The sequence below is a fragment of the Photorhabdus kleinii genome (assembly GCF_025384885.1).
Lineage (GTDB): Bacteria > Pseudomonadota > Gammaproteobacteria > Enterobacterales > Enterobacteriaceae > Photorhabdus > Photorhabdus kayaii.
On record NZ_JAJAFY010000075.1, the window covers coordinates 1 to 13,261 of the forward strand.

Annotated in this window: 12 protein-coding genes; 2 read left to right on the forward strand and 10 right to left on the reverse strand. The window is 41.9% G+C overall.

Annotation, left to right across the window (positions count from 1 at the left end):
• Positions 1-577: 577 nt before the first annotated feature.
• The 8 genes from tyrA to ffh all read right to left on the reverse strand — a co-directional run bounded on the left by tyrA (position 578) and on the right by ffh (position 8,318).
• Complete coding sequence (gene tyrA, locus LG003_RS21515) at positions 578-1,699, reverse strand: bifunctional chorismate mutase/prephenate dehydrogenase (RefSeq protein WP_112878365.1); 1,122 nt, start codon at positions 1,697-1,699, stop codon at positions 578-580.
• Between the two features lie 5 nt (positions 1,700-1,704).
• Positions 1,705-2,799, reverse strand: coding sequence for a 3-deoxy-7-phosphoheptulonate synthase (locus LG003_RS21520; protein ID WP_275658144.1), 1,095 nt, complete (start codon positions 2,797-2,799; stop codon positions 1,705-1,707).
• A gap of 840 nt (positions 2,800-3,639) precedes the next feature.
• Positions 3,640-4,446, reverse strand: a complete 807-nt coding sequence (locus LG003_RS21525) for an alpha/beta fold hydrolase (RefSeq protein WP_262981607.1) — start codon at positions 4,444-4,446, stop codon at positions 3,640-3,642.
• Positions 4,447-4,794: 348 nt separating this feature from the next.
• Positions 4,795-5,148, reverse strand: a complete 354-nt coding sequence (gene rplS, locus LG003_RS21530) for a 50S ribosomal protein L19 (RefSeq protein ID WP_112878363.1) — start codon at positions 5,146-5,148, stop codon at positions 4,795-4,797.
• Positions 5,149-5,212: 64 nt separating this feature from the next.
• A complete protein-coding gene (gene trmD / locus LG003_RS21535; RefSeq protein WP_011145583.1) occupies positions 5,213-5,965 on the reverse strand; it encodes a tRNA (guanosine(37)-N1)-methyltransferase TrmD in 753 nt (250 codons plus the stop codon).
• Positions 5,966-6,004: 39 nt separating this feature from the next.
• Positions 6,005-6,553, reverse strand: coding sequence for a ribosome maturation factor RimM (gene rimM / locus LG003_RS21540; RefSeq protein ID WP_112878362.1), 549 nt, complete (start codon positions 6,551-6,553; stop codon positions 6,005-6,007).
• Between the two features lie 18 nt (positions 6,554-6,571).
• Positions 6,572-6,820, reverse strand: a complete 249-nt coding sequence (rpsP, locus tag LG003_RS21545; RefSeq protein WP_015835325.1) for a 30S ribosomal protein S16 — start codon at positions 6,818-6,820, stop codon at positions 6,572-6,574.
• Between the two features lie 136 nt (positions 6,821-6,956).
• On the reverse strand, positions 6,957-8,318 hold the full coding sequence (gene ffh, locus LG003_RS21550) for a signal recognition particle protein (RefSeq protein WP_112878361.1): 1,362 nt from the start codon (positions 8,316-8,318) through the stop codon (positions 6,957-6,959).
• A gap of 184 nt (positions 8,319-8,502) precedes the next feature.
• On the opposite strand from ffh, the gene LG003_RS21555 reads away from it, so the two are divergent.
• Together LG003_RS21555 and LG003_RS21560 are read left to right on the forward strand one after the other, a co-directional pair.
• The gene (locus LG003_RS21555) at positions 8,503-9,294 is read left to right on the forward strand and encodes a cytochrome C assembly family protein (RefSeq protein ID WP_112878360.1); all 792 of its coding nucleotides are present in this window, start codon (positions 8,503-8,505) and stop codon (positions 9,292-9,294) included.
• 42 nt (positions 9,295-9,336) lie between these two features.
• Positions 9,337-10,629, forward strand: coding sequence for an HlyC/CorC family transporter (locus LG003_RS21560; protein WP_146747470.1), 1,293 nt, complete (start codon positions 9,337-9,339; stop codon positions 10,627-10,629).
• Between the two features lie 232 nt (positions 10,630-10,861).
• On the opposite strand, the gene luxS is transcribed toward LG003_RS21560, so the two are convergent.
• Both luxS and gshA read right to left on the reverse strand, forming a co-directional pair.
• Positions 10,862-11,377, reverse strand: coding sequence for an S-ribosylhomocysteine lyase (luxS, locus tag LG003_RS21565; RefSeq protein WP_036814109.1), 516 nt, complete (start codon positions 11,375-11,377; stop codon positions 10,862-10,864).
• A 149-nt stretch (positions 11,378-11,526) separates the two neighbouring features.
• A complete protein-coding gene (gshA, locus tag LG003_RS21570) occupies positions 11,527-13,086 on the reverse strand; it encodes a glutamate--cysteine ligase (RefSeq protein WP_262981608.1) in 1,560 nt (519 codons plus the stop codon).
• Positions 13,087-13,261 lie beyond the last annotated feature (175 nt).

Below are 13,261 nucleotides of genomic sequence, written 5' to 3' on the forward strand. Positions count from 1 at the left end.
TTAACGCTTACGCACACCGGAAAAAAAGATAAATAAAAATATGAATAGGTTTATCCGTTTACCAGAAAATACACCTCCAAAAAGAAACCGTCTTTAATAACGTTTTCAACCGGAGAATAACCTTTTCCTAAACCAGTTAAATAATCCGATGATAAAAAATCCGCGTAACAAAACCTGCAAATAAATAATTTAACCAAATAATAACTCAGTTACTCTCACGTTATTATATCGCACATTTACTATGTAAAGCTGAATACCTTAAATACGCCAGTTTAAACTTGCTTTACACGATTTTAATCCGTCCAATAGCATTGTTTTCTACGGTTTAAGTTAAACTATTCCTCTATTTTATGTCTTTAATGTGATTAATCTGCAAAGCCTTTCACCCTCATTAATACAATTAAACTTGTCAGCAAATTGAATCGGGTATTGTCATATCCGGTTCTTTTTATACCTGTTATCTTTCAAGTTGCCTCTTTGTTGGCTGCACTCGCTCACCCCGGTCACATAGTTACCTATGCTCCCGGGGATTCGCTCCCTTGCCGTCGCGATCCATCTTGAAATCCATAAGGTATAGTTATTGGCGACTATCATTCGCTTGTTGAAGCAATACCCTGCTCTCTCTCATAAAATGAGGTGCATAATCACCAAACCATGCACTAACATCTTCAAAACTGCTGACAAAAGCCCGTTTGTCTTGGTTTTCCAATATCTCTAGCGCTTGCCCAAAACTTTGATGATAACGGCGTATAAGATCAATATTCTCTGGTGATGACATAATAATATCCGCGTAGAGCTGAGGATCTTGTGCAAATAAGCGCCCGACCATGATCAGTTCCAAACGGTAAATAGGTGAAGATATTGATAACAGTTGTTGTAAATCCGCACTTTCCTGTGCGAGATGTTGCCCATAAGCAAATGTCGTGAAATGGCGCAACGCCTGAATAAAGCTCATGTTTTTATCATGCTGTTCAGGACTCATCTGATGCAAGCAAGCCCCCCAAATCAACAACTGTTCTAAAAACCATTGATAAGCTTCCTCTTGACGTCCGTCACAGTAAACAACAACTTGTTTTACCAAACTACCAACATCCGGCCCAAACATAGGATGTAATCCCAACACTGGACCTTTATGCACATCAAGCATAGCTTGTAATGGCTGCTGTTTTACGGACGCCAAGTCCACCAAAATGCAATGGTCAGGTAATGGCGGTAAACGGCGAATAACTTCTTCTGTCAAATGAATCGGTACACTGATAATCACCATACCCACTCCCGCCAGAATTTGTTCCGCGTTAGGCCAATCTTGCGGTTCCAGATTTCTGACTTCATAACCAGACAAAGTTAACAAACGGCCAAATAGTTTCCCCATTTTGCCCAAGCCACCAACAATGACTATCGGCCCCAATTGAGGGCAAAGTGTTTTAAACCCTTTGTTATTTTCACTGGTGTAGGACTCCCGCATAATACGGCGCAGAATATCTTCAATTAAATCCGGTGGAACACCAAACTCTTCAGCCTCCTGCCGACGTGAAGCAAGCATCGCCATTTCTCTGTCAGGCGCATAAATTGACAACCCATTCTGACTTTTTACCTCACCAATCTCTGCAACCAATTCCAGACGCTTTGCCAGCAAGCCCAGCAAAGCTTTATCCACTTCATCAATCTTATCCCGCAATTGAGATAATTTAGCCGCCATATTTATTATCCCGCTTTTTTCAATACTGCCATTCTTTGCGACAATTGCATGCTAATTTGCTGATGTAATTTTCTTAGAATTGCTTCTGTCGTCTGCCAACTAATACATGCGTCAGTCACTGATACACCATATTTCATTTCACTACGCGGTTGCTCAGAAGATTGATTACCCTCATTAATATGGCTCTCCAACATAATGCCAGTAATAGATTGATTACCTGAAATGATCTGCTCCACAACAGAATCCACAACCAAACTTTGGCGACGAAAATCCTTATTAGAGTTACCATGACTACAATCAATCATCAAGGACGGTAATAATCCAGACTGCATCATTTGCTGTTCACATTCCATTACATGTTGGGCGCTGTAATTAGGGGTCTTACCACCACGCAAGATAATATGCCCATTGGGGTTTCCTTGCGTTTGTAATAAACACACCTGCCCCGACTGATTTATTCCCACAAAACGGTGTGGCATAGCGGCTGCACACATCGCATTAATTGCAGTGTTCAAGCTACCATCAGTCCCATTTTTGAAACCAACAGGCATAGATAAACCTGAAGCCATTTCCCGGTGTGTCTGGGATTCTGTGGTTCTCGCTCCAATTGCAGACCAACTGAATAAATCCCCCAAATATTGTGGACTATTCGGATCTAAAGCTTCTGTTGCAAGAGGCAATCCCATTTTAACTAAACTAAGTAGTAAACGGCGAGCAATATGCAGGCCAGCTTCCACATCAAATGAACCATCCATGTATGGATCATTAATAAGACCTTTCCAACCCACTGTTGTACGAGGCTTTTCAAAATAGACACGCATGACAATGTACAAGCTATCACTCAATTCAGCAGAAAGAGCGGCCAAACGGTGAGCATAATCCAGAGCCGCATCCACGTCATGAATAGAGCAAGGACCACATACTACCAGCAAACGGGGATCACGGCGCTGAATAATATCCGCAATTGTTTTACGTGCATTTGCAATAACATGCAGATCATCATCACTCAGTGGGTATTGTTGCTTTAATTCTTTTGGAGTGATAAGGATTTGCTCACCACTGATGTGAACGTTATTAAGTGCATCTCTTTGCATGAACATGTCGATTTTCTCCTCAAATTATCATTCTGTACTTATTTGTTTTTATGCATTTGACTAATAACATATCACGCGTCGTAAAGAATACAATCCAAAAGTGTAAACAAACTCAAAACATTGTAAACTATTGTTTACATAAAATAAAAAAGGCGTCAATTCAGTGATAAATCTATTCTAGAACTGAATTATTTCATATAGAAATAATTATCTTAAAATAAGATTAATATCAAAACACAAGAGTGCAATATTTGAGTCAATATTTTATGATTGTTAATCTTTTATTTTTCCATTTAAAATCATTAGGTTAAAAATATATTTACTTTATTTTTATTATTAAAAACAGATAATATCAATAATCACAGTTTATATTTCATATAAAATTACCAAATAGCACCCATAAAATATTAAGCTATGCCCAACTCGCTTTTTCATTAATTTATTAAGATCCTATCCCAATAGGCGTAATTGTTGCAGGCCGTTCTTATCAATGAACAGTGAACACGGACAGCGCGGAAAAACCGGAGCGTACACGTAGTACGTGAGGATGACTCGCTTCGCTCGCCCTTCGGGCCGCACTAAAGTGCGTTCAAAAGCTAACGCTTTTATCTGAGCACTGCCCAGGTTCGCTCTTTATGGCAAAGAACGGCAAATAAAATAGCCCTATTGGGATAGGTAGTAAGAGAAATAATAATATGACTACAGTCCGCTATAGAATAATTGGATGCGTATTACTTAGCACTTGTTATGAAAAGAATCTGTGCCACCAGATCACTCTTTTAAATTCAATACACTAATATCAGCAGTCTGAGGCCGGAAAATCCGGCCTCTTTATTAAAATATCTGTTACAAAGCTTGCTGTAAAAAAGCAATTAATTCCTGATTAACTTTATAGGGTTGCTCCAATGTGGAAATATGCCCTGCATCCTGGATGATAATATGATCACAGTGCAATATTTCAGCCATCAAATAACCCTCCAGAGGCGGGCGAGGCGTATCTTGTTCGCCAGTCATAACAAGCGAGGGAATATCCAGTTTTTCCAACAAATGAATTCTATCTTCACGCCCAAATATTATTCTACCTAACGGAACAATACTATTACGCAATATTTCCGCAGGAATGGCTGCCAGACGCTGAGTTAATTCATCAACCAAATACTGAGCAGGTTGCTGGCTAAAGAAGGCTGGCACTATCTGCTGTTGCAAAATAGATTGAGGAATTACACCAACCTGCTCTATCGCATCCAACATGGCAAAGTATTTTGTATGAGTCACTTCAGGTTCTAATCCGACAAAGGTATCCATCAAAACCAGTGCCTTAACTCTGTCCGGCGCCATAGCCACCAACTCAATTCCCCACATACCACCAGCAGATAAACCAATGATAGCGAATTCTTTAATACCAAGTTGATCCATCAACGCCAGGTAATCCCGAGCTAAATCAGACAAAGTGCTATGTTGTTCCGGTAGCTCTCCCGAGTTTCCATGCCCCCAGAGATCAGGAGCAATCACCCGGTATTTTTTACTTAAGGCCTCGATCTGAGGCTCCCACATAGTAGAATCAAACAAATAGCTATGCCCGAGTAATAACGGGAAACCTTCACCTTCATCCCGGTAAGCCATCGTTTTGTTATGTATTTGAAAAGTTTTCAAAGCAAATCCTTATAGTTAGTTAATCATGTTTAAAATTATTCTAAAACTCTCAAAATAATTGTCTTTAAGATTATTACGATCTGATAATAATATATTGTCGAATAATTTATCGATGAGTAAAAATCCTCCTTAACATCAAAGGGGCATTGATTTCACCTCGGAGGGACGTAATCAAAGAGCTTCTAAAAACCCGCCCATATTCAGCCTGTTTCTTCATTACAATAAGGCAGAGCCAAAACCAAATTGATGACCACGCCCACAAGACGCGGTTTTAAGTTGAGAATAAAAAAAAGAGGCCAGCAATTGCTGACCTCTTTAACGATAACTTTCGGATGTAACGAAAGCGTATTATTTACTGTTCAGACGCTCTTTAATACGAGCAGCTTTACCAGAACGCTCACGCAGATAGTACAATTTAGCTCTACGAACAGCACCACGACGTTTAACGCTAATGCTGTCTACGACTGGGGAGTGAGTCTGGAATACACGCTCAACACCTTCGCCGTTAGAAACTTTGCGAACAGTGAATGCAGAGTGCAGACCGCGGTTACGGATAGCGATAACCACGCCCTCGAATGCCTGCAGACGTTTCTTAGCACCTTCTACGACCCATACCTTAACTTCCACGGTGTCACCCGGACGGAATGAAGGTACGTCTTGCTTCATCTGCTCTTGTTCAAGTTGTTTAATAATGTTGCTCATAATAATTCTCTTACCCTAGGTAAACTGATATATCAGAGACATTCCCTTCGGGGATATGTCTGGATTAATTAGTTGCTTCAGTTAGATGTTCCCGTTGGAACTCTGTTAGCAATATCCTTTGCTCGTCAGTCAGAGCTAGGTTTTCCAGAAGTTCAGGTCTTCTAAGCCAGGTCCGGCCAAGCGATTGTTTCATCCGCCAGCGATTAATTTCAGCATGATTTCCAGACAGCAACACTGGTGGAACTTCCATACCATCTAATACCTCCGGGCGAGTATAGTGCGGACAATCCAGCAATCCATCAGCAAAAGAGTCCTCCTCCGCTGATGCCTGATGCCCCAGAACGCCCGGAATGAACCGAGAAACTGAGTCAATCATCGTCATTGCAGGGATTTCACCACCGCTGAGTACGTAATCACCGATAGACCATTCTTCGTCAATCTCGGTTTGGATCACCCGCTCATCTATCCCTTCATAGCGGCCACAAATCAAAATCAGTTTTTCATTTGTTGCCAGCTCACAAACCCCTTGTTGGTTGAGTTTGCGTCCCTGAGGTGAAAGATAAATCACTTTTGCACCTTCGCCTGCCGCAGTTTTTGCTGCATGAATGGCTTCCCGTAAAGGCTGAACCATCATCAACATGCCTGGACCACCGCCATAAGGTCGATCGTCAACGGTACGATGCCGGTCATAGGTAAAATCCCGTGGATTCCAGCATTCAATACTTAACAGGCCATTTTTCACTGCCCGGCCAGTTACCCCATAATCGGTTATTGCGCGGAACATTTCAGGAAACAGGCTAATAACCCCAATCCACATTATCGCGTCCCACTCATTTCAACCGCTTATAACCGGAGTTTAAAAACCAGGATCCCAATCTACTTCAATGGTTTTAGTAGCGAGATCGACTTTCTTGATAACCTGCCCATCAAGAAACGGAATTAGCCGTTCCTTGATACCGAATGCATCTTTCAGGTTTGCTTTAATTACCATTACGTCGTTAGAACCGGTTTCCATCATGTCATTGACAGTCCCCAAGTTATAACCTGCTGTGCTGATTACCTGGCAGCCTATTAAGTCTTTCCAGTAGTAATCACCCGTATCCAGCTCTGGCAGTTGTTCTGAATCTACAATAATTTCGCAATTAGTCAGTAAATTCGCAGCATCCAGATCATCAATACCTTTAATTTTGATGATCATATCCTGATTGTGGTGTTTCCAGGTTTCTAGTTCGATGTGTTGCCACCGGCCTGCCCGTTGAATAAACCACGGTTGATACTCAAAAATGTCTTCGGCATGTTCGGTGGAAGAAAAAACTCTGAGCCAACCACGAATACCATAAGTTGAACCTAATTTTCCCAATACAATTGGGTTTACAGGCGGTTCAAAACAGGTTTGCTTGCTCATAGTTACCACCGCGACAGATTAAGCTGCTTTTTTGGCGTCTTTGATCAGTGTAGAAACACGATCAGACACAGTTGCACCCAGACCAATCCAATGTTCAATACGGTCCAGATCTAAACGCAATACTTCTGCTTTCCCTGTTGCAATAGGGTTGAAGAAGCCAACGCGCTCGATAAAGCGACCATCACGCGGGCTGCGGCTATCGGTCACGACTACTTGGTAAAACGGACGCTTTTTGGCGCCGCCACGAGCTAAACGAATTGTTACCATAACATCCTCATTAGTTAACAAAACAACCAGACTTCATCGAGGAACGAAGTCCGGTTATCAGATAAAAAGCCCGAAAAGTTTACTCACTTTGGCGCAAAAAGCAATCCAAAGTGGATATTCTTCGAGACTTTATCGATTAACGGCCCATAAATCCGGGTGGCATCATGCCTTTCATACCACGCATCATTTTTGCCAAGCCGCCTTTCTTCATCTTTTTCATCATGCGCTGCATTTCGTCGAATTGTTTAAGCAAACGGTTAACATCTTGAACCTGAGTGCCAGAACCATTAGCAATACGACGTTTACGAGAACCTTTGATTATTTCTGGTTTTTGTCGCTCTTTACGCGTCATAGAATTGATAATAGCTTCCATTTTTACCAGAATTTTATCATCCATCTGGGATTTCACTGCATCTGGCACTTGAGACATCCCCGGCATTTTGCTTAACATGCTGGCCATTCCCCCCATGTTACGCATCTGCTTTAACTGATCTAGAAAATCATTTAAATCGAAGCCGTCACCTTTCTTTAGTTTAGAAGCCAGCTTTTCAGCCTGGGTGCGATCGACTTTACTTTCAATCTCTTCAATCAGGGAGAGAACATCGCCCATTCCAAGGATTCGAGAGGCAATACGATCCGGATAGAATGGCTCCAACGCATCCGTTTTTTCACCAACACCCAAGAATTTAATCGGCTTACCAGTAATATGACGAATAGATAGCGCAGCACCGCCACGGGCATCACCATCGACTTTCGTTAACACTACACCGGTCAGTGGCAATGCTTCATTGAAAGCTTTCGCGGTATTAGCCGCATCCTGCCCCGTCATTGCATCAACAACAAATAGGGTTTCTACTGGATTGATGGCTTTATGAACCTGTTTGATTTCATCCATCATTGCTTCGTCAACATGTAGACGACCCGCAGTATCCACCAAAAGCACATCATAGAATTTCAATCTGGCGTGCTGTACCGCTTGAGTCACGATATCAACGGGTTTTTCCTGAGCATCAGAAGGGTAGAAATCAATACCAACTGCCTGCGCCAAGGTTTCAAGCTGTTTGATAGCCGCTGGACGATAGACGTCAGCAGATACCACCAAAACTTTTTTCTTCTGCTTTCCTTTCAGAAAGCTACCTAGCTTGGCAACGCTAGTCGTTTTACCTGCACCTTGTAGACCCGCCATTAATACGACAGCAGGCGGCTGAGTAGAAAGATTCAGTTCACTGTTAACTTCCCCCATCGCCTTAACGAGTTCATTCTGAACAATTTTGACAAACTCTTGGCCGGGAGTCAGGCTTTTATTAACCTCGTGGCCTACCGCGCTCTCTTTAACACATGAAATAAAATCACGCACTACAGGCAATGCGACGTCAGCTTCAAGTAAAGCCATGCGAACTTCGCGTAGTGTCTCTTTAATGTTATCTTCGGTCAGTCGCCCACGGCCACTGATATTGCGCAATGTGCGCGATAGTCTGTCGGTTAAATTATCAAACATTGTCTCTGCTCAATTTTTAAAAATGGGCTACCTGTAAGGCATATTCCGCAAATTATAACACGATGGAAAGGGATCTCTGCACAGAGATTCACACCGATGATTAACAACGGTTGGAGGCTATCCTTGCTGGCGGTATACTTAAGCTTTAATTCAACCTAAAACTATCGCTAAAACGACTAATGCTATGCCAGTATTTTCTATAATTTCTTCATTCGCTTATTTATTCAGCCTGGTACTGATTATTCCCGGCTTGCTGCGGAAACCGAAAGGATACCGCAGGCTGGCATTACTTTCCGCGATTGTCGCTTTAATTTGTCATGCTATTGCACTTAAACACCAGATATTCCACGTCAGCAGCGGGCAAAACCTCACCCTCCTAAACCTAGGTTCTATCGTCAGTTTACTTACTTGTATCATAATGACAATTGTCGCTTCTCACGGCCGTGCTTGGTTCCTGCTACCCATTGTTTACAGTTTTTCCATGATAAATTTGGTTTTAGCGAGTCTTATGCCAGGTGAATTCATTACCCATCTAGAGGCCAGCTTTGAATTATCTATCCATATTGGGTTGGCGCTTCTTGGTTATGCGACTTTACTTATCGCTGCATTATATGCATTACAGCTTGGGTGGTTGGATCATCAGCTTAAAAATAAAAAACTCACTTTTACGCCAGATATGCCCCCATTAATGTTCATTGAACGCAAAATGTTTCATATCACTCAGCTTGGCGTAATATTGCTAACGTTGACACTCTGCACTGGCATCCTCTACATGGATAATATTTTCAGTAGCGAAAACATCCATAAAGCAATTTTGTCTATTATCGCATGGTTTGTTTACATTGTTTTATTATGGGGTCACTACCATGATGGATGGCGCGGTAAACGCGTTATCTGGTTTAACCTGATCGGCGCATTTACCCTGACACTCGCCTATTTCGGTAATCGATTATTGCAGGAAATCATGATTTACTAGGAGTATTATTATGTTCAATCAATACTTGGAAGGAATTCTGCTTTGGAGCATGTCTCAACAAGCACATTACTGATTATTTTAATCATCATGGTCATTGTCTCAGCTTATTTCTCCGCCTCCGAGACAGGTATGATGACAATGAATCGTTATCGCTTACGTCATCTGGCAAAGCAAGGGAACCACTCTGCCCGCAGAGTTGAAGCATTACTTCGTCATCCTGAGCAGCTCATCAGTCTGATTCTTATCGGCAATAATCTGGTTAATATTCTTGCTTCAGCACTCGCTACTATCATTGGTATGCGTCTTTACGGTGATGCCGGAGTCGCTATTGCAACCGGTATTCTGACGTTTATCGTACTGATATTTTCTGAAGTTATGCCAAAAACGATAGCCGCCCTCTATCCTGAAAGAGTCGCTTTTCCGAGTAGTTTTTTGCTCCGCCCGTTACAGAAAATCATGCTGCCGTTGGTCTGGGTGCTAAATAAAATTACTTTATTGTTAATGCGTTGCCTTGGTATCAAACAACCTACTGGCTCTAGTCACGCAATGAGTAAAGATGAACTTCGCACTATTGTGAATGAATCAAATGCCAAGCTATCACAGCAAAATCAGGCTATGCTGACTTCAATTTTAGATCTGGAAAAAGTCACAATCGGCGACATTATGGTTCCCCGTAATGAAATTATTGGCATTGATATTAATCATGACTGGAAATCCATCATACGGCAATTAACTCATTCACCTCATGGCCGGATCGTGCTTTACCGTGATTCACTTGATGATGCCATTGGCATGCTTCGTGTGCGTGAAGCTTACCGACTGATGACAGAAAAAAAAGAGTTCACCAAAAGAAACCTGATAAAAGCAGCAGATAAAATCTATTATGTCCCCGTCAGCACACCACTTAATATCCAGTTAGTAAATTTCCAACGTAATAAGGAGAAAGCCGGGCTCATCGTTGATGAATACGGTGATATTCAAGGTCTGGTCACTGTTGAAGATATCCTCGAAGAGATTGTCGGTGATTTTACAACATCAATGTCTCCTTCTCTGGCAGAAGAAGTTTCACCACAAAGCGATGGGACTATTTTGATTGACGGGACAGCCAATATCCGCGAATTAAATAAAGCCTTTAACTGGGCATTGCCTGTTGATGGGCCACGAACGGTTAATGGTATGGTGCTTGAAGAATTAGGAGAAATACCCGCACTTAATGTACAAGTGCAAATCGGCAAATATAATTTTGAAGTACTTTCAGTCAACGATAATGTCATTAAACAAGTTCGAGTCACTCCCATTAGCCAATTTCCTGAGCAAAAAGCACAAGCCATTTAAATCGAGGCGGAAAATTGACGCCGCTGGAGGCGCACCACCAACCTCCAACGGCAAGTTCCTGTTAATATACCCGTCATCTTTCAAGTTGCCTCTTTGTTGGCTGCACTCACTCACCCCGGTCACATAGTTATCTATGCGCCCGGGGATTCGCTCCTTTGCTGCCGCGATGCATCTTGAAATCCATAGGGTATACTTCATCTCAGGAACCCGAAATATTATCACTGCTATGGAACTACACTTTCAATTCGGTCAGTTTTTCTTCTGGCAATGCCAACTCGTCATTCTTATTAACGAGGACATCTGAATCAAGAATATGACGTGCAATATCCTGAGCTTCTGTCAGTGAATGCATGTGATAAGTACCACATTGATAAATATTTAGTTCTGGGATCTGGCTCTGATCTTTCACTTTCAAGACATCAGCCATAGCCGCTTTCCATGCGTCTGCAACGCGTATTTCTGCCGGGGCGCCAATCAAGCTCATATAAAAACCTGTTCGACATCCCATTGGCGATATATCAATAATTTCAACACCCTCACCATTGAGGTGATTGCGCATAAAACCAGCAAACAAATGCTCAAGTGTATGAATACCCTTTTCAGGCATAACCTGTTTATTGGGTATACAGAAACGTAAGTCAAAAACTGTGATGGTGTCGCCATGAGGCGTTTTCATAGTCTTAGCAACTCTTACGGCTGGCGCATTCATACGAGTATGGTCAACAGTAAAACTATCCAGTAAAGGCATTTCTTTATCTCCACAAAAAATTCAGATTTTTCTTCAAGCAAATGAAACCTTTTCATCTGCCACCGGTCGTAAAGAATGAAAGACGCATAATTATTATCCCTATTCTCTAGAAAATCCCATTTGGCCACTTTTACTTGTGGCCATTTTTTCTAGTATCCTGTTTGTTGTTTTAGATACTCATCAAAACTCATCGTATCCTCACGTTCCAATGCGTCTTGTCGCTCTACGGAGGCCCTGCGTTCTATAGCGAACTGCTCGTCGCTAATAACCTCATATTTCTCATTGATCAATTGCTGGCGGTATTCATCTGCTAGTTCCAGTCCAAAACCACCAATGCCCTGGCTCTTCACTTTTTCCAGCACACGGGCCGATAAAGTCAGTGATGAATCATCAAACATAGCAATTAATTCTTCGCAAACCTTTTGATACTGTGTGCCAGAACAACTATCCAATATTGCGGCAACCCGTTTCAAGTCACTAAATAACTTTTTACCAACTTTTACTAGCGGTTCTTCCACACTTCCACAACCAAAGCCAATCATTTGCTCTGGTTTACGCCCTTCAAGGATCACTCTATTCCAATTCTTACGGCAACAATCTAATTCATCACTGCCCATTTCCGGCGCTTCGGCAAGCACACACCATATTAAGAATAGGTCAAGAAAACGAATTTGTGTTTCATTGACACCAATCGCAGCAAATGGATTAATATCCAATGAACGAACTTCGATATATTCCACTCCCCCACGCAACAAAGCATCAGAAGGCGATTCATTCCCTCTAGTGACACGCTTAGGTCGGATTGGCGCATACAACTCATTTTCAATTTGTAAGACGTTGGTATTGAGCTGAATATATTTATCACCTTGCTTAGTGCCCAACTTAGCAAACTCGTCAGATGGCTTGTGAATCGCTTTTTTCAGCCCTTCAATATAAGTATGTAGGTTATTAAACGTAATATTCAGATCGCTCTGTGATTTATTGGTGTACCCCAAATTACTCATTCTTAGTGAAGTCGCATAAGGCAGATAACAAGTTCCATCTTCTGTCCGTTCAAAAAGAAAAGAAGTCTCTCTTCCACGTAAGAACGAGGAACAAATTGCCGGAGAAGCACCAAACAAATATGGGATCACCCATCCAAAGCGATAATAGTTACGGATCAAGCGGAAATAACCATTAGAGATCTGCTCCTTACCACTCTCTGCATCTTCAACACCAGCCCAAGCACGCCAAAACTCAATTGGCAATGAAAAATTATAATGAACCCCGGATATGGTCTGCATCAACGCGCCATAACGATTTTTCAGACCTTCACGGTATAAGGTCTTATAGCGACCAACATTCGATGCACCATATTGAGCCAAAGTGATGTTCTCTTCCGCATCAATAAAGCATGGCATACTTAATGGCCACATTTTTTCTTTGTCCAGCATACGCGCCGTGTGACGATGAATATCGCCAAGAAAAGAAATCGTATATTTTATATCATCACCAACTGGTGTTATGAATTCCAACAATGACTCAGCAAAGTCAGTAGTAATCCATTTATGCGTAAGCGCTGCACCGAGTGTTTTAGGATGTTCTGTTATGGCTAAACTACCATCTGAAGTAATACGCAATGTTTCACGTTCAACACCGCGACGAATTCCCTTTAAAATTGTCGGATGCGCCTCTAGCCATGATAGAGCCTTTGATACGTCCGGGATCAATTCGACCTCCCGTAGTGTTTTAGAAGAATTTTTATAAGGGTTTACTTTATCTTAAACAAGCCAAATTGTCGCTGATTAGATAGATAAGCAAAAATATTTCAGCGTCATACCGAGGGCAGGTTGGTTACGGCAACACAGGTAGAAAAGAAAAAGCCCTGCTGTTTAAGCAGGGCTT

Bases quoted from the DNA above. Each gene is read 5' to 3' on its own strand.
- tyrA (WP_112878365.1), bottom strand. From the start codon at position 1,699: ATGGCGGCTAAATTATCTCAATTGCGGGATAAGATTGATGAAGTGGAT.
- LG003_RS21520 (WP_275658144.1), bottom strand. From the start codon at position 2,799: ATGTTCATGCAAAGAGATGCACTTAATAACGTTCACATCAGTGGTGAG.
- rplS (WP_112878363.1), bottom strand. From the start codon at position 5,148: ATGAGCAACATTATTAAACAACTTGAACAAGAGCAGATGAAGCAAGAC.
- trmD (WP_011145583.1), bottom strand. From the start codon at position 5,965: ATGTGGATTGGGGTTATTAGCCTGTTTCCTGAAATGTTCCGCGCAATA.
- rimM (WP_112878362.1), bottom strand. From the start codon at position 6,553: ATGAGCAAGCAAACCTGTTTTGAACCGCCTGTAAACCCAATTGTATTG.
- rpsP (WP_015835325.1), bottom strand. From the start codon at position 6,820: ATGGTAACAATTCGTTTAGCTCGTGGCGGCGCCAAAAAGCGTCCGTTT.
- ffh (WP_112878361.1), bottom strand. From the start codon at position 8,318: ATGTTTGATAATTTAACCGACAGACTATCGCGCACATTGCGCAATATC.
- LG003_RS21555 (WP_112878360.1), top strand. From the start codon at position 8,503: ATGCCAGTATTTTCTATAATTTCTTCATTCGCTTATTTATTCAGCCTG.
- luxS (WP_036814109.1), bottom strand. From the start codon at position 11,377: ATGCCTTTACTGGATAGTTTTACTGTTGACCATACTCGTATGAATGCG.